Origin of the sequence: Psychromonas aquimarina ATCC BAA-1526 (assembly GCF_000428725.1) — a bacterium.
In the GTDB taxonomy this organism is placed as follows: domain Bacteria; phylum Pseudomonadota; class Gammaproteobacteria; order Enterobacterales; family Psychromonadaceae; genus Psychromonas; species Psychromonas aquimarina.
The window spans coordinates 23,486-39,427 of sequence record NZ_KE386793.1 but is presented as its reverse complement, the minus strand read 5'-3'; the positions used below and the strand labels follow the sequence as shown (position 1 = coordinate 39,427).

General features: G+C 45.6%; 14 protein-coding genes. 8 read left to right on the top strand and 6 right to left on the bottom strand.

Annotated elements, in window-relative coordinates:
- Window position 1: 1 nt before the first annotated feature.
- From hisD to hisIE, 7 genes are all read left to right on the top strand, one after another.
- Window positions 2-1,303, top strand: coding sequence for a histidinol dehydrogenase (gene hisD, locus G337_RS0123600; protein ID WP_245597705.1), 1,302 nt, complete (start codon window positions 2-4; stop codon window positions 1,301-1,303).
- A gap of 76 nt (window positions 1,304-1,379) precedes the next feature.
- Window positions 1,380-2,450: a histidinol-phosphate transaminase gene (gene hisC / locus G337_RS0123595; protein ID WP_028866034.1), complete on the top strand. Its 1,071-nt coding sequence runs from the start codon at window positions 1,380-1,382 to the stop codon at window positions 2,448-2,450.
- Between the two features lie 10 nt (window positions 2,451-2,460).
- Window positions 2,461-3,531, top strand: a complete 1,071-nt coding sequence (gene hisB, locus G337_RS0123590; RefSeq protein WP_028866033.1) for a bifunctional histidinol-phosphatase/imidazoleglycerol-phosphate dehydratase HisB — start codon at window positions 2,461-2,463, stop codon at window positions 3,529-3,531.
- A complete protein-coding gene (hisH, locus tag G337_RS0123585; protein ID WP_028866032.1) occupies window positions 3,528-4,127 on the top strand; it encodes an imidazole glycerol phosphate synthase subunit HisH in 600 nt (199 codons plus the stop codon). The genes hisB and hisH overlap by 4 nt, the downstream gene beginning before the upstream one ends.
- Window position 4,128: 1 nt before the next feature.
- Window positions 4,129-4,866: a 1-(5-phosphoribosyl)-5-[(5-phosphoribosylamino)methylideneamino]imidazole-4-carboxamide isomerase gene (hisA, locus tag G337_RS0123580; protein ID WP_028866031.1), complete on the top strand. Its 738-nt coding sequence runs from the start codon at window positions 4,129-4,131 to the stop codon at window positions 4,864-4,866.
- 70 nt (window positions 4,867-4,936) lie between these two features.
- Window positions 4,937-5,710 carry an imidazole glycerol phosphate synthase subunit HisF gene (gene hisF / locus G337_RS0123575; RefSeq protein WP_028866030.1) on the top strand — a complete coding sequence of 258 codons (774 nt, stop codon included), beginning with the start codon at window positions 4,937-4,939 and terminating at the stop codon, window positions 5,708-5,710.
- Window positions 5,707-6,336 carry a bifunctional phosphoribosyl-AMP cyclohydrolase/phosphoribosyl-ATP diphosphatase HisIE gene (gene hisIE / locus G337_RS0123570; protein WP_028866029.1) on the top strand — a complete coding sequence of 210 codons (630 nt, stop codon included), beginning with the start codon at window positions 5,707-5,709 and terminating at the stop codon, window positions 6,334-6,336. Before hisF ends, hisIE begins: the two co-directional genes overlap by 4 nt.
- Before the next feature lie 69 nt (window positions 6,337-6,405).
- Here hisIE and G337_RS27250 read toward each other — a convergent pair whose 3' ends face one another.
- On the bottom strand, window positions 6,406-7,635 hold the full coding sequence (locus tag G337_RS27250; protein ID WP_037028606.1) for a DEAD/DEAH box helicase: 1,230 nt from the start codon (window positions 7,633-7,635) through the stop codon (window positions 6,406-6,408).
- Window positions 7,636-7,937: 302 nt separating this feature from the next.
- Window positions 7,938-9,635: a glycoside hydrolase family 19 protein gene (locus tag G337_RS29450; RefSeq protein WP_028866028.1), complete on the bottom strand. Its 1,698-nt coding sequence runs from the start codon at window positions 9,633-9,635 to the stop codon at window positions 7,938-7,940.
- A gap of 760 nt (window positions 9,636-10,395) precedes the next feature.
- On the opposite strand from G337_RS29450, the gene G337_RS0123555 reads away from it, so the two are divergent.
- On the top strand, window positions 10,396-11,136 hold the full coding sequence (locus G337_RS0123555) for a substrate-binding periplasmic protein (RefSeq protein WP_028866027.1): 741 nt from the start codon (window positions 10,396-10,398) through the stop codon (window positions 11,134-11,136).
- 124 nt (window positions 11,137-11,260) lie between these two features.
- Here the strand turns inward: G337_RS0123555 and G337_RS0123550 are convergent, their stop codons facing one another.
- From G337_RS0123550 to G337_RS0123535, 4 genes are all read right to left on the bottom strand, one after another.
- On the bottom strand, window positions 11,261-11,899 hold the full coding sequence (locus G337_RS0123550) for a hypothetical protein (RefSeq protein WP_028866026.1): 639 nt from the start codon (window positions 11,897-11,899) through the stop codon (window positions 11,261-11,263).
- A gap of 389 nt (window positions 11,900-12,288) precedes the next feature.
- Window positions 12,289-13,689 carry a DUF3943 domain-containing protein gene (locus G337_RS0123545; protein WP_028866025.1) on the bottom strand — a complete coding sequence of 467 codons (1,401 nt, stop codon included), beginning with the start codon at window positions 13,687-13,689 and terminating at the stop codon, window positions 12,289-12,291.
- A gap of 232 nt (window positions 13,690-13,921) precedes the next feature.
- Window positions 13,922-14,992: a hypothetical protein gene (locus tag G337_RS0123540; protein ID WP_028866024.1), complete on the bottom strand. Its 1,071-nt coding sequence runs from the start codon at window positions 14,990-14,992 to the stop codon at window positions 13,922-13,924.
- Window positions 14,993-15,327: 335 nt separating this feature from the next.
- Window positions 15,328-15,930, bottom strand: a complete 603-nt coding sequence (locus G337_RS0123535) for a fructose PTS transporter subunit IIA (protein WP_028866023.1) — start codon at window positions 15,928-15,930, stop codon at window positions 15,328-15,330.
- Window positions 15,931-15,942 lie beyond the last annotated feature (12 nt).

The following is a 15,942-nucleotide window of genomic DNA, read 5'->3' as shown; positions in this document are numbered from 1 at the left end:
TATGCAGTCAGGAATGCAGACGGTTAACTGGTCAGGTTTATCAAATGAGCAGCAGGTTTCACTGCTTGCCCGCCCTGCTATGGCAGATTCTTCAGCGCTGACTAATACAGTAGCTGAAATCATATCCGCCATCCGCAGTGACGGTGATAAAGCCCTGCTTGATTACACTAAACGTTTTGATAAGTTAGAAGGTGAAACTTTCACCATAACAGATCAGGATATTAAGCAGGCAGGTGCCCGCTTAGGTGATGAAATCAAAGAAGCGATCACAACCGCTTATAACCAGGTTGTTAAATTTCATACAGCACAGGTTCAGGAAGTTATCACAGTTGAAACTATGCCCGGCGTTGTTTGTGAAATGCATACTCAAGCGATTGAGTCTGTCGGTCTGTATATTCCCGGCGGCAGTGCGCCGCTTCCTTCAACTGTTATTATGACCGGCGCACCAGCGCAGATTGCCGGCTGTTCGCGTATCGTTTTATGTTCACCGCCGCCGCTTGCCGATGAAATTTTATTTGCAGCCTCACTATGCGGCGTCAATGAAATCTACACAGTTGGAGGCGCGCAGGCTGTTGCAGCCCTGGCTTACGGTACTGAAACAATCGGCGCAGTTGATAAAATATTCGGCCCGGGCAACTCCTTTGTAACCGAAGCGAAACGTCAGGTCAGCAATGATTTTGCCGGTGCAGCCATTGATATGCCGGCCGGTCCGTCGGAAGTATTAGTGATTGCCGATCAAGATGCAGATCCGGCATTTATTGCCGCCGACCTTTTATCACAGGCAGAGCACGGTCATGATTCACAGTCCATTTTAGTAACACCAAGTCAGCAGGTTGCCGAGCAGACTGCACTTGAAATCGGTAAGCAGCTGGCTGTTTTAGAGCGCCGTGAAATCGCAGAAAAAGCACTGGCGCACAGCGTAAGCATTGTTTGTGAAGATATTAATCAGGCAGTGGAAATTTCCAACCGCTATGCACCTGAACATCTCATTGTTCAGACTAAAGATCCGCGTGCCCTGCAGCCGCAGCTGAAAAACGCCGGTTCTATTTTCTTAGGTGCCTGGACGCCGGAATCGGTTGGTGACTACGCCAGCGGTACCAACCATGTGCTGCCTACTTACGGTTATACAAAGACCTATTCAAGTTTAGGCTTAGCAGACTTTAGTAAGCGTTACACAGTACAGGAACTCAGTGCTGACGGACTGCGCCGTTTGGCACCGACGGTCACCTGCCTTGCAGACGCCGAAGGCTTAACTGCACATAAACGCGCGGTCACTATCCGCATGGACAAATTGAATAAGTAAAAACAGACTATAAACGGGGCGTTTGTAAGCAGGCTAAAACCTGCGCCCCGCATTCAAGCTAGGGAAATAGAAAGACATGAGTGATATCAAACACCTCGCCCGGGAAACGGTGCAAGCATTAACCCCTTATCTTTCTGCTCGTCGTATCGGCGGAACGGGTGAAGTCTGGCTGAATGCCAACGAGTCCCCTGATTGTAATGAATACCAGCTCGACTCAAGCAGCCTCAACCGTTATCCGGAATTTCAGCCTCCGGCCTTAATCAATGCTTACGCACAATATGCCGGCCTGGACAGCAGCCAGATACTGAGCACGCGCGGTGCTGATGAAAGCATTGAAATTCTAATCCGTACTTTTTGTGAGCCTGCTTTAGACAGCATCTTAATCTGCCCGCCTACCTACGGCATGTATGCAATCAGTGCGGAAACCTGCGGCGTGGCAATTGAGGAAGCAGCTCTTGACAGTAACTTTGATGTTGATTATCAGGCAGTAAGTAGAGCGGTAAACAGAGAAGGCAGCCGAGTTAAAATTGTTTTCTTATGCGCGCCTAACAACCCCACCGGTAATATGCTCGACAAACAAAAGTTAGCTGAACTGCTGCAGGCGGCCAAAGGTAAAGCATTAATTGTTGCCGATGAAGCCTATATTGAATTCTGCCCGGAACTCAGCCAGACCGGTTTAATTGCTCAGCATGAAAATCTGGTTATCACCCGAACCCTGTCCAAAGCCTTTGCTTTAGCGTCAATCCGCTGCGGCTTCACCCTGGCACAGGCAAGTGTTATTGAAATGCTCTCAAAAGTGATTGCGCCCTATCCGGTACCGGATCCGATTGCGCAGATCGCAGCGCAGGCTTTATCGGAAGAGGGTTTAAAAATCATGCGTGAGCGTGTGGCAATATTAAATAACAACCGCGCACTGCTCAAAGAACAGATGCACAAACTGCCCTGCGTAACAGAAGTATTTCCGGCAACCGGTAATTATCTGCTGGTACGTTTTGCAGACTCTGCAAAAGTCTTTCAGGCATTTGCCGAAGACGGCATTATTATGCGCGACTTTGCCGGCAAACCTCGTTTAGAAAACTGCATTCGCATCACCATCGGCTCAAAAGCTGAAATGGAATCAACTTTAACCACTTTAAATTCACTGTAGGGAACAACTAATGAGTAAACAAAAATTTCTATTCATCGACCGTGACGGAACCTTAATTGATGAGCCGATCAGTGATAAACAGGTGGACAGTTTAGAAAAATTAAAATTTGAAACGGACGTTATTCCCAGCTTATTAACGCTGCAGGATGCCGGATATATTCTGGTTATCGTATCCAACCAGGATGGTTTAGGTACAGACAGCTACCCGCAGTCAGACTTCGATATACCACAGAATAAAATGATGGAGATCTTTTCCTCACAGGGCGTGAAATTTGAAGCTACCCTGCTCTGCCCGCATTTCCAGGAAGACAACTGCAGCTGCCGTAAACCGCATTTAGGCATGGTCAGCGAGTACCTGAAATCAGGACGTATCGACTTTGCCGAGTCCTATGTCATCGGCGACCGTCATACGGATATCGGTCTTGCTGATAATATGGGTATCAGCGGTATTCTCTACAATAAAGAAACACTCGGCTGGAAGCAGATTGTTAAACAGCTGACCACGAAAGGACGCATTGCCTCGGTTACCCGTACTACCAAAGAAACCGATATTAATGTGTGCGTTGATTTAGATACCACGGGCGAAAACAATATCGATACCGGCATGGGTTTCTTTGATCATATGTTAGATCAGATTGCCACCCACGGCGGCTTCCAGATGAATGTTTCTGTTAAAGGCGACCTGCATATTGATGATCACCACAGTGTTGAAGATACTGCCCTGGCACTTGGCGAAGCATTAAATAAAGCGCTTGGTGACAAACGCGGTATCGGCCGCTTCGGTTTTGTGCTGCCTATGGATGAAACCAAAGCCAGCTGTACACTGGATCTTTCCGGCCGTCCCTACCTTAAATTTAAAGCGGACTTCCCGCGCGAATTAGTGGGCACCATGTCAACGGAGATGGTTGAACATTTCTTCTACTCGCTTGCACAGTCAATGGGCGCAACACTGCACCTGGAAGTTGAAAACGGTAATGCCCACCATATGGTGGAAGGTTTATTTAAAACATTCGGCCGTACACTGCGTCAAAGTATTCAAATTGTAGGTACTGACCTACCTTCGAGTAAAGGTGTTTTATGATAGTAATTATTGATACCGGCTGCGCAAACCTGTCGTCGGTAAAATTTTCCATTGAACGTTTAGGTTACAACGTCACCGTCAGTAAAGATCCTGCAATTTTACAGCAGGCGGATAAACTGTTTTTACCCGGTGTCGGCACCGCTAAAGAAGCGATGGCAAACTTAATAGAGCGTGATTTAGTTGAGCAGATTAAAAACCTTACTCAGCCGGTTTTAGGCATCTGTTTAGGTATGCAGATGTTAGCGCAGGCCTCTGAAGAGGGGGTTGGCGAGCAGCCTCTTATCGAAACCTTAGGTATTGTGGAAGGGAATATCGAGAAGATGGATGTGACACCGCTGCGCTCTCCGCATATGGGCTGGAATCAGGTAACGCCTAAGCTGGATAATCCTCTGTTCAAAGATATTCCGGCGGGCAGTTACTTCTATTTTGTACACAGCTATGCGCTGCCGGTAAACGACAATACCATTGCTAGTTGTGACTACGGCAGCCCGTTTACCGCGGCTGTTAACAAAGACAATTTTTACGGGGTGCAGTTCCACCCTGAACGTTCCGGTAAAGCCGGTGCGCAGCTGATTAAAAACTTTCTGGAGCTTTAATATGATTATCCCAGCATTAGATCTTATCGACGGTAAAGTCGTGCGTTTATACCAGGGCGATTACGCCCAAAAAACCGTTTACAGTGATGATCCGCAAAGCCAATTTACTGTCTACAACCAGCATGGTGCAGACTGGCTGCATCTGGTTGATTTAGACGGCGCAAAAGATGTTACAAAACGTCAGTTAGATGTGATTGCCAGCCTGATAAGCAATACTCCGGCTAAAATCCAGATCGGCGGCGGCGTGCGTACTGAGCAGGATGTTAAAGACTTATTAGATGCCGGCGCGCAGCGTGTTGTTATCGGCTCAACTGCCGTTAAAGAACCTGCAATGGTTGCACGCTGGATGGAAAAATACGGCGCTGAGCATATCGTATTAGCCCTTGATATTAATATTGACTGCGACGGCAATAAGATTGTTGCAGTATCGGGCTGGCAGGAAGCAAGCGGTCAGACCATTGAATCACTGCTGGAAATCTATTTAGCAGTCGGCCTTAAACATGTACTGTGTACTGATATTTCCAAAGACGGCACCTTAACCGGCTCTAATGTTGATCTTTATAAAGAAATGGCTGCGGCTTACCCTCAGGTTGCGTGGCAGGCATCGGGCGGTATCGGATCGCTGGATGATATCGCAGCCGTTGCCCGCTCGGGTGCATCGGGCATGATTGTCGGTCGAGCCCTGCTGGAAGGTAAATTCAATGTCAAGGAGGCAATCCAATGCTGGCAAAACGCATAATAACTTGTCTGGATATGAAAAATAGTCAGTCTGCTATGGAATACGTCAATAACGTTAAGGGGAATACTCCATGCTAGCAAAACGCATAATTCCCTGCCTTGATGTCAAGGATGGTCAGGTCGTCAAGGGTGTACAGTTTCGTAACCACGAAATTATCGGTGATATTGTGCCGCTGGCAAAACGCTACGCCGAAGAAGGCGCTGACGAACTGGTTTTTTATGATATCACCGCAAGCTCTGACTCCCGGGTAGTTGATAAAAGCTGGGTAAGCCGTGTTGCAGAAGTGATTGATATTCCCTTCTGTGTTGCCGGCGGCATAAAAACAGAGGAAGACGCGCGCCGTATTTTAGAATTCGGCGCCGATAAAGTATCAATCAACAGTCCTGCTCTTGCAGATCCCAGCCTGATTAACCGCCTTAGTGAAAAATTCGGCGTGCAGTGTATTGTTATCGGTATCGACTCCTACTTTGATAAAGAGACCGGACAGCACCAGGTAAAACAGTTTACCGGCTGCGAAAATTCAACACGCACCACCAAATGGAACACCTTTGACTGGATCCAGGAAGTACAGTCGCGCGGCGCAGGTGAAATCGTACTTAATGTGATGAACCAGGACGGTGTCCGCTGCGGTTACGATGTCGAGCAGTTAAGCCGGGCGCGTGCTGTTTGTAATGTACCTTTGATCGCCTCCGGCGGTGCGGGTGAAATGGAGCATTTTGCTGATGTATTTAACAGAGCAGATGTTGACGGCGCACTGGCTGCCAGTGTATTCCACAAGCAGATAATTAATATTGGCGAGCTCAAAGCTTACCTTAAAACACAACAGGTAGAGATTAGATTATGAGTCAGACATTAATGAATAAAGAGCAGCTTAACAGCTTAGACTGGGCAAAAGTTGATAACCTGATGCCGGTTGTTGTGCAGAACCGCACCTCAGGTAAAGTGTTAATGCTCGGTTATGTAAACCAGGAGTCACTGGCGGCCACACTTGAGTCCGGTAAAATGACTTTTTTCAGTCGTACTAAACAGCGTTTATGGTGTAAAGGTGAAGAGTCCGGCAACTTCTTAAACGTACTTGAAATCAGCACCGACTGCGATAATGATACCCTGCTGGCAATTGTTGAGCCTGTTGGTCCTACCTGTCATTTAGGCACAGAAAGCTGCTTTAAAGGTGAACAGCAGCCGGCATTAACTTTTATTGCCGACCTTGAACAGGTAATCGCCGGACGTAAAGGTGCGGATCCACAAAGCAGCTATACAGCAAGCTTATATGCTCGCGGCACTAAACGAATCTCACAAAAAGTGGGTGAAGAAGGCGTAGAAGTAGCACTGGCGGCTATGGCTAAAGATATGGACGAACTGACCTGTGAAAGTGCAGACTTGTTATATCACCTGACCGTATTACTGCACAATGAAGGCCTGACCCTGGCAGATATCGCAGCTAAACTGCAGGAACGTCATAGTAAATAAACTATTGTTTCTATTTTCCAGACAGAAAAAAGGTGAGCATTTTGCTCACCTTTTTTATAGTAAAATTTGTTAAGAACGGCTTTTAGGCGGCTTTCTGCGTGTGTTGCGGCGGTTTGATGACTTGCCTTTTTTAGGCGCATGAGCAGCATCAGAAGCAGGCACTTCTAATCTGGGCTGAAAACCTTCAATCTCTTTGCGGGTAATAAACTCACCAAGACGTTTTTCGATAGCACAGAGATTTCTAAAGTCATCTCGTGACACAAAGGAAACCGCTTCGCCGGCAGCTCCTGCACGGCCGGTACGGCCAATGCGGTGAACATAATCATCGGCTTCATCGGGCAGATCGTAGTTCACCACACGGGTAAGGGAGTCAATATCAATACCGCGAGCGGCAATGCCCGTCGCCACCATAAACTTAAGCTCACCCGTTTTAAAATCTTCTAACAGCTGCGCACGCACAGCCTGACTGCGGCCGCTGTGAATGGCTTCTGCTTTAATGCCGCGTTTTTCCAGCTGACTGACCAGCTTAGCCGCGCCGCGCTTAGTTTCAATAAAAATAAGCGCCTGCTCCCACTTGTTTTCTGTAATCAAAAAACTCAGCAGTGCAGATTTAGTATCTTTATCAACCGTGATCAGCCACTGCTCTATCTTCGGGGTTGTTGTGCTGTCCGGCTGAATCGCAATTTCAACCGCATTATCAATCGCCGTTCTAGCTAAAAAACGCACTTGATCAGAAAGCGTGGCAGAAAACAGCAGGTTCTGTCTTTTCTCCGGCAGGCGTTCCACAATTTTATTAATATCGTTGATAAACCCCATATCCAGCATTCTATCGGCTTCATCCAGTACCAGTATCTGCAGCTCATCAAAATGCAGCGCTCTACGGGTATACATATCCAGCAGTCTGCCGGGGGTTGCAACCAGAATATCAACTCCTTCTATCAGGCGCTCTTTCTGCGGCTCCGAGTCAACACCGCCGTACATAGCCATCGAAGTAAGGTTTAGATGTTTACCGTACTGGGCAATATTAGCCTCAACCTGTATTGCTAATTCCCGGGTAGGAGTAAGAATAAGTGCACGGATCCGCTTGGCGCGCAGCACTGGTGCATCAATAAGGTTTTGTAATATCGGCAGTACAAAACTTGCCGTTTTACCGGTGCCGGTCTGCGCGGCGGCAATAAGGTCTTTACCCGCTAAGATAACCGGAATCGCCTTTTCTTGAATCGGCGTAGGGGTCTGGTAGCCTTGTTCGGCTACAGCTTTTGCAATCGGATCGCTTAATCCAAGCTTGGAAAATGGCATTTGCTGTCTCAGAGTTATAATAAATAAACACACTGTTAAGGCTGGAGGCAGTAACAGAAAAATATGGGCGGGCATTCTATCACGAAGGAACAGCTGCAGCAGAATAAATAAGACAAGGTATCTGCATCTTTAAAAATACAGATGATAAAAAAATCCGTCTGTTTACAAGACGGATTTTCATTCACAAAGAGTTCGCCGGACAACAGCCCAGTTTCACTATTGCCCGTTTATGCATAACAGCACTAGCTGCAGCGTTCCCCCGTGCTGCAGGCAATAACTGTTATGCGCATCTTACCACCCGGTTATGAACATGAAATCTCATCCCAGAACCAGTTAGAGGCGGTTGGTGACTCCCAGATGCCCGGATTATTTTTAGCAATAAAACATTTGCCGTTATGTGTCACTTTATCACCATCAACAGCTATGGTTACACCTGCCTGCCACTGAATAAAATCAGATGGTACAGGATCCGGTTCTGGCGTAGGCTCAGGTGTTGGATCCGGCGTAGGGTCAGGAGTCGGCTCAGGTATTGGATCGGGTGTAGGCTCCGGAGCTGGTTCAGGTGTTCCTGCAGCCAGCTTCCAGGGACCACCTAGATCCGGCTGGTTACCCTGACTCCACCACTGAGCTTCATATGTAGCTCCTTTGTAAGAGGCCTGGTCACCGGCTAGATAAACTTTACCGGCATCCCATCCGCCTGAGCCGTTATCAGGATCATCCGGATCAGGGATCACCAGATCATCGACAACACGTACCTGCGGCCAGTTGGCATGCGAGCCGTAGAAATTAGTTACACATTTCTCATAATCCCCCGGGACCAGCGCAGAGTAGGCAGTTTGAAAACCAACCAGTTCACACTCAAATGACTGGCCTTCCGGACGGTCTGCGTAATATTTCCAGTTACCATCCCAGTTGGTGTACAGTACATCTGTCGCGCCGTTGAGATTTATGCTTCCATAGGGTGTCTGCTGCCAGCAGGTATTTTTCTCATCGGACTTAATAGGAATCTGATAATGTTCAGATAAGCCTTCCCAGTAACGGATACGGTTAACCGGCTGGCCTTTAGTTTTATTCTGCTCACCACATTCGATACCGCCGTTAATCACATTGATTGTTGTACCGAAACCATAACCTATACCGGCATCGATCTCACGCTGTGAAGGCGTCCAGGTACGGTCAATCACATGCAGCATTGCAGGTTTCGGCGCCTGAGGTGTCAGGAAGAACCACACAGCAGAAGCCAGGTTCAGCCAGGAATCTGCAACCAGCCCTGGATTATCCAGCAGTACTGTAGCATCACCGTCAAACATCACTTCAGAAAAAGCGCCGTAGTTAAAATGATAAGACAGCTGCTTAGCACCGCGGCCGAAGTATCCCTGCCCGGCAGCACAGGGCCAGCGTGCATTCTGCCAGTCATCCTGTCCGCATCCAGTGGTGTAACCGGCCTGGCCTTCAGACCAGCCCATTTCACGTACGTGCACTAGAGCCTGCTGCCATTCTTCAAGGGCCTGCGGGTTATCAGAAATATTGTCTTTAGCAATATGACCGCCAGTCTCCTGTGAGAAATGCGCAAATGCGGTCACAATTGACTGCTTACAAATAGCATCAGAGTCACGTCCGTCGCTATATTCACCACAAAATGCCGGGAACTTGCCGATGGCACGTAAAAAACGGGTATAGGTATATTCCGGCGCAGCCATCTGAGTCAGAAAATCCCATTCACTTTGCGGAAATACCCGTTCGACACGTTTAACGTTTTCAGGATTAGCGGCGGCGCCTGGTTCAATGGCTTCAACAAGACTATTAGCACGCGTCTGCAGCGCCTTGGCCCAGACATCGTACATAGGGTTAGGAGTTTTGGCGTCTTCTGCCGCTTTTATTTCAACACTAGAAACAATGTAACCCGCAGGGTTGTCCGGATCAGGCTGCGGGCTCATGGCAAAGCTGCTGGCTGCAATACTGCAGCCTATCAATGTCGACAGAAGGGTTCGTTTAAACATCAGAGTATTTCCTTATTTTGTATGCCGGTGCGGCATGTTCCAATATTTCCCACCAGGCTAGTACCTGCCGGGGGTTATAAATTCAACGCCTGCAGAGTTTTATTTTCTTCTGCATAAGACATTCGTATCTGCTTATAAAACAGCACTATAAAAATCAGGCCGGTCAATATTCAAACACTTATAAGTTTGATTTATAGCATCATAAAAATAATTAACTTAGCTTTATTTGCAGCGCTTATTATTACTTGTGATCCTGATCATAATTATTTGACTTTTAGAAAATAAAACAGCTATCTTACTGTTTATTACATGGAAAATACTTCAGCATTAAAAATCACACCATTATGAACCTATAAAATCACAGTTACACCGCAGTGCAAACAAACGATTATCAGGCTGCTAAACAGGGCCCTCTTCAGCGCAGCTGCTTAGATAATTGCGTTTTTACCCCACCGGCTCCATAATTTTCAAAACAGAAGAAAGTCCACTACGACTGCATGTTTATTTCTATGCGGATCTATATACCGCCTGGAACGGATAATAAAACAGCAATACTTGTGAGGAGGAACATTATCTGGAGTCGGTAACATAATGGCGGCATTGTGAGGAGGAATATTATCTGGAGCAGATAATAAAATGGCGGCACTGTGAGGAGAATTATTATCTGGAGCAAATAACAAAATGACAGTACTGTGAGGAGAAATATTATCTGGAACGGATAACAAAATGACAGCACTATGAATCTGGAGCGGATAACAAAATGACAGTACTGAAAGGCATATTATTTATTTTACTGACTGGAGTGTCTGCCGCTTCAGGGAATGCGCAGCAGGTAAAAGCCGTAACAACAGATTTCCCCCCTTTTCAGATGATTCAAAACGGTAAGATTGTTGGAATGTCCACGGAAATTGTCAGTGAAATGGCGGAAACAGCTGCTGTCAGCATAGAAATTTTCATGTATCCATGGGCCAGGGCTTATCAGAGTGCATTAAAAGAAAAAAATGTGCTCATCTACAACCTGTTAAGAACTCCTGAACGAGAAAAACAGTTTAAATGGATAGGTAAAATTGTGCCCAATGACGTAAATTTCTGGAAATTAAAGTCCAGAAAAGACATTGTTATTCAAAGCCTTGATGATGCGAAAAAATACACAATCGGTGTCACTAATATGGACATGAAACACCATTATCTTATCGCAGCAGGATTTAAAAATATTCAAGTTGTTCCCAAAGATATTCAGAATATCCGCAAGCTGTTTGCCGGCCGGATTGATCTGCTTCCATTTTCTAATGAGATTGTTTTAGCCTACCAGGCAAACGTAGACGGACTTGATATATCTCTACTTGAAAAAGCCTATTTTCTGGATGAAATATCTTCAGATCTGTACGCGGCTTTTAGTTCGACAACATCTGATCAGTTAGTGGAAAAATTTACAACTGCCCTGATCAAGATGAAAAAAAACGGCAGGTACGAACAGATAAAGAAAAAATATCTAAAGTAAGGGAGGATGAGACGCAGAAGTTCACTGACCGGTTCAGAAAACCGGTCAGTGAACTGCCGGCCAGCTGCACACTAAAATGCAGCAGGCCTTTTATACCCTAAGTAAACTTGTGACAGAAAGTCTGCTACAGGTAAATTTCTCGTACAGCATCCAGCAGCGCATAATGCAGGAAGCTGTCTTTAATCCGTGTGGCCGGATGTAAAAAAGAGACTATAAACTTGCCTGAGCTGTATTCCAGAAACTGAACTCCTCTGCTGGTCACCTGCCATGGCGTATTTTCAAGACCAAGAGCCCACTTTAGCTGTCCGCCGGTACCGCAGCAGACAGTGATATCAGCAGAATACAGTTCAAACTGTTCCTTAATAAGCTGTCTGCTCTGCTCAAGCACATTATTTGAGTTGTGAGCGGCAGCTGCACCGGAGGACTTCTTGAGGTTAAATGCGGCAATATAATTTAATTCGTTAATACGGAACTCTTTACTTATCGACTGGTATTTTGACCATTCAATATCATCCTGGAGGTGACGAATCGCATGTGTCCATCTGGAAATATTATCCCAGAGCGGTTCTCCCGCGCCTTCTTTGAGAAAGCTCCGTAAATCCCGGCAGTCATCTTTTTTACCGTTTGCATCTTTTAGGACAAAACATATGGAGGGGGTTAATTGTGCAAATTTATCTTCATCTACCACACCATCTAAAACAAACTCATTTCGGTCAAATGACCAGGCTTCAAACAGCTTTTTTTCTTTCTGAGAAATATTCATAATTTACTTATAACAGATAATCAGACTTCTCCTCATTTAAGCATCTAACTTAAAGTAATCGACTTAAATGATTTGAGAAGCAAATAATACGAACCATACAACGGTATGTACTTATTTTACAAAGAATATCTGCAAAGTTTGTGTTTTTTGTCAATAAACAGTCATTTGGTTATTGTTTTATTGCCCTAAAATCCGCTATTATCCCGCCCCAAAAATAACTTGGCGCTCTTTTAAGCTTATCGGAGTATAAATTCGTGCTCGGATAGATAACTCAACAACTCAAAATTCAAAACTAAAGCGCAGATATTCCCATATAATATTTAAACTAATTAACAGCATCAAGCAGAAAATCTGCTTTCCAGGGGATGCAGAGCAGTTCCTGGTGTACTTTATAAAGACCACTCTCCTCTGCCGAAACGGTATATAATTGAAGTGCTTACCTGACTTTCTCTGGTATTAGTGCTGGTGCTGTAATAGTTAGACCAGGCGGCCTCAACAGCCCAGTTGTTATCTAATTTATAGTGCAGACCTAAGCCGGCATTAACTTGGAAAGTTTTATCATCTCGATCTTCATCAAACATGGTTTCACCAAAACCCGCTTTAAGAAAGGGTCTCAGATCTGATTCAGCATATAGGTAATACTGCATATCTAAACTATAATTTTCATACTTAACGGTTTGATCGCTTTGTATATCTTTTAAATCTGCCGTGCTGTAGCTTAAACGTGTGGAAAAACTTCTCGTGAAATATAAACCCAGCGACCACTGATAGCCATAATCATCCGTTACCCCCCAGCTGCTGTCGGGATTTACATAGACACCACCAGCACTAAAACCGATAATACCGGTATCAACCGGATCGGCAGGACTGTTATTATAGAGGGAGCTTTCTCTGTTTTTACCACTGATACCCGGCTGCGCTTTACTGTCTCCTGAGCCGTACATATAACGAACAGTAAAACCCACCTGATTATCGACAGTTTCCCCATAGGGTGATTTTACCTGCTGAAAAGTAAAATACCCCGTACCTGCTTTAATAATATCCTGACCGACCATGTAATTGAAGTTACGCCCAAGAGAATCAACCGGATCAAGTAAAAATAGTGATGTATTGCCTAACACTTCCGAACCTAACACCGTACCGCCGTTAGCCCAGATTTCTTTTTCGGTATTAAAAGCCCATTCCCCGTAAGCCCAGCCAAGAACAGGGGTAACGACTAAATCTTGAATAGACGGGACTTCGGCAAATGCTTCGATGCCGTATTCCCAGTAAAATGTAGACATCATAAATGAGTATATAAATGCATCCCACTGACGATATCCTGACTTACGCGCTGTCTGGTAATATACCCCGCCAAAATATCCGTGGCCGACAACATTAATATACCAGTCATCACGATCCCACACAGGACCCGCTTTGACATTCTCAAACCATTTGGAAGCTAAATTTTTGTCGCGGCTCGAATCATCCCAGTTTGTTATCGATTCCGGCATTAAAGCTAACGCGCCGATCACAGCAAAACCATATCCAAATATCGAATAGGTCTGCGAAAGTAAACGTTCTGAATCTTCTCCATTCTGAGCATTAAACAGTGACACTTTATAGGGGTTGTTATAAAAGCTCGGAGCTATCTGTTTTTCTTCCCATGCAGAATTACTCGGTTTGATTTGATAAGGCTCCACTTCACTATTATTTTCCTGTGCATAAAGAGAGCTTGATGCAGAAAACAGATAAAAGCAGAGAGCATTTTTGAGTAATCTATTTGCATTGTTATTATTTGGAATTGACACGACAAATAATCCTTTAAATGTTGCAGTTAGCATAGGACATAAAAATTATCAATTTACAACGAAATGAGAGCCAGATAAAAGTATATTACAAAACAAGTAGTTAAAGATAGCTTGCAGAGACGAATAAACACCGGCAGCTGAACATCTAAAAAACATAAAGGCAGGACATATAAGGCTGCGCAAATCTGTCCTGCCTTTTTCTTTATTACGCTATAAGCTGATCTATTTATCCCTACTGATACAACGGTGAGCCTGGTAACGGCGGACGATCTCCTTTTTTAGGAACCGCAGGCATTTTTAGACCTACCCCCAGCGTACGGGGATCTATATTCCGGTCGAGACTGCCCTTATGTTGAAGACCGACAAAAGCAGCACCGAGCTGAGCCCAGAGCCCTTGTTTAAGCATAAACTCCCTCCACATCTGAGCCGGCCCGATTTTGAATATTTCGTCATAGGCATGCTCCGTTGCGGCAGCCAGCGTTCCCTGCGGCCTGACGGAAGCGTACAGAACGGCATTCACGAAGTGGGAGCAGACTACCCGCTGCTGCAGAACATAACTCTGTCTCTCCTGCCGGTGGCGGCGATCATCTAACTGCAGATTAATCTGCTCCCGGACCAGTAACGGTGCTCCTGCATGCGCTATAACAGCCACTGAGGCCAGATCCCATACGGGATATTTACAACGATGATCAACTTTGTAATAGCGAGGCCCGCACAGGGCTGATTTTGCAGTTAATGCAATATGTCGGCCATACTCCCTGCTGCGTAGAACCAGGTCATAATGTTCCCTTTCGTGCACTGGATTTCTCATCAAACCCATAGCACCAATCTCAATAACAAGCCCGCTGCTGTAGATACCCACATGCTGCAGGACCATAGCAGAAACCTGTATATTAACCTTTTTGTTGAGGAGCTGGCGGTGCCTGAAATCCTGAACTGCCTGGGCACCGGAAATAGTAGACTGCAGCGCTCCCCGCTGCTCGATACCGCGGGGAACCCAGCGGAAAAGGATATCCCCGTCCAGAAGCTTGAGGTGCTCTGCACTGCTCGAAGCAAGTTCTGCCATCACTTCATGCGCCAGCTCTGCTCCGTGGCGGGAAGCAAACTCTTTGGGGTGTTTTATAGACCAGTTGATCACTGAATCGCGCAGATCAATCAACAGGTGATTACTCAGGGCAGAGCATACAGCGCTCCTGCTGTGATGCAGCCCCAGCTTCTTGATAACATCTTTTAATTCTTTGCTTTTGACGTGTCCGATGCCCCGGTAAGCATCTTTTTCGAACTGCTTAGTGCTGCGGATCATATTAGTACCTCCAAACCTTGAAAGCATCTACGTATAACAGCTTATATACCTTAACTATCTAAACATCATAATAGACTAAAAATTAACTCGGCTGATGAGTTATGGATGTTTAAAACAAAATAATAAATTGATAAATGCGGCCTAGGAAAACAGGCCAGTGATAAAATACAGGAAACAGCAGGACGGGTTATTAGACAAGAAAGTTAAATCAGATAGTTACGAATGTATTTCCTGGAAGCATGCCTATTCATAATCAGTAAAGCAGCTTATGCCGTGCACCAAAAATGCAGACATAAGCGGCCGTTTTATATCAGTACCGCTAAGGTAAACAGTGTCTAAAGCATGAAGAACATCATAACAACTAATGCTAAACCGCCTAAAATGAATACCGGATAAGCTGTATTACTCAGGTCCGCAGCCTGCAGCTCTTCATTCTGCACAGCTGACTCTATTTCGCCGTTTCCACTGTTGTCCTGCTCCTCCTCATCACCGGCAAACAGCGCCATTATCTGCCCGGCATTTTTACTTTCTAAAAGGCGTTCTCGAAAATCATCATCAACTAATGACGAGGTCAGAGTTGTCAACAATGCCATATGCGTTGAACCGGCTTGTGCAGGCGGTATGGCTAATAAAAAAACCATATTAACGGGTTCATCACCGTCTAGTCCCTGCCACGGCAGCTCACTTTTCAGCAGTGCACAGGCAAAAACAGGCTCCTTAACCGCTTCAGATTTACCATGCGGCACTGCCAGATATTCACCAAGCGCTGTTGGGCCTTCCTCTTCACGCTTCATAACAGCATCAAGAAACTGCTGTTTATCGCTTAGTTTTCCAGACTCTGTCAGCTTATCCGTTAAAGCTTCAATTGCTTCAATGCGGCTGCTGAACTGAGCATCAAGCATGATCAGATCAGGTGTAGTTAATTCAGATAATTTCATTTTTATGCCCTT

Bases quoted from the DNA above. Each gene is read 5' to 3' on its own strand.
- hisB (WP_028866033.1), top strand. From the start codon at position 2,461: ATGAGTAAACAAAAATTTCTATTCATCGACCGTGACGGAACCTTAATT.
- G337_RS0123540 (WP_028866024.1), bottom strand. From the start codon at position 14,992: ATGATCCGCAGCACTAAGCAGTTCGAAAAAGATGCTTACCGGGGCATC.
- hisA (WP_028866031.1), top strand. From the start codon at position 4,129: ATGATTATCCCAGCATTAGATCTTATCGACGGTAAAGTCGTGCGTTTA.
- hisIE (WP_028866029.1), top strand. From the start codon at position 5,707: ATGAGTCAGACATTAATGAATAAAGAGCAGCTTAACAGCTTAGACTGG.
- hisD (WP_245597705.1), top strand. From the start codon at position 2: ATGCAGTCAGGAATGCAGACGGTTAACTGGTCAGGTTTATCAAATGAG.
- G337_RS0123535 (WP_028866023.1), bottom strand. From the start codon at position 15,930: ATGAAATTATCTGAATTAACTACACCTGATCTGATCATGCTTGATGCT.
- G337_RS27250 (WP_037028606.1), bottom strand. From the start codon at position 7,635: ATGCCATTTTCCAAGCTTGGATTAAGCGATCCGATTGCAAAAGCTGTA.
- G337_RS0123550 (WP_028866026.1), bottom strand. From the start codon at position 11,899: ATGAATATTTCTCAGAAAGAAAAAAAGCTGTTTGAAGCCTGGTCATTT.
- G337_RS0123555 (WP_028866027.1), top strand. From the start codon at position 10,396: ATGACAGTACTGAAAGGCATATTATTTATTTTACTGACTGGAGTGTCT.
- hisF (WP_028866030.1), top strand. From the start codon at position 4,937: ATGCTAGCAAAACGCATAATTCCCTGCCTTGATGTCAAGGATGGTCAG.
- G337_RS29450 (WP_028866028.1), bottom strand. From the start codon at position 9,635: ATGTTTAAACGAACCCTTCTGTCGACATTGATAGGCTGCAGTATTGCA.
- hisH (WP_028866032.1), top strand. From the start codon at position 3,528: ATGATAGTAATTATTGATACCGGCTGCGCAAACCTGTCGTCGGTAAAA.
- hisC (WP_028866034.1), top strand. From the start codon at position 1,380: ATGAGTGATATCAAACACCTCGCCCGGGAAACGGTGCAAGCATTAACC.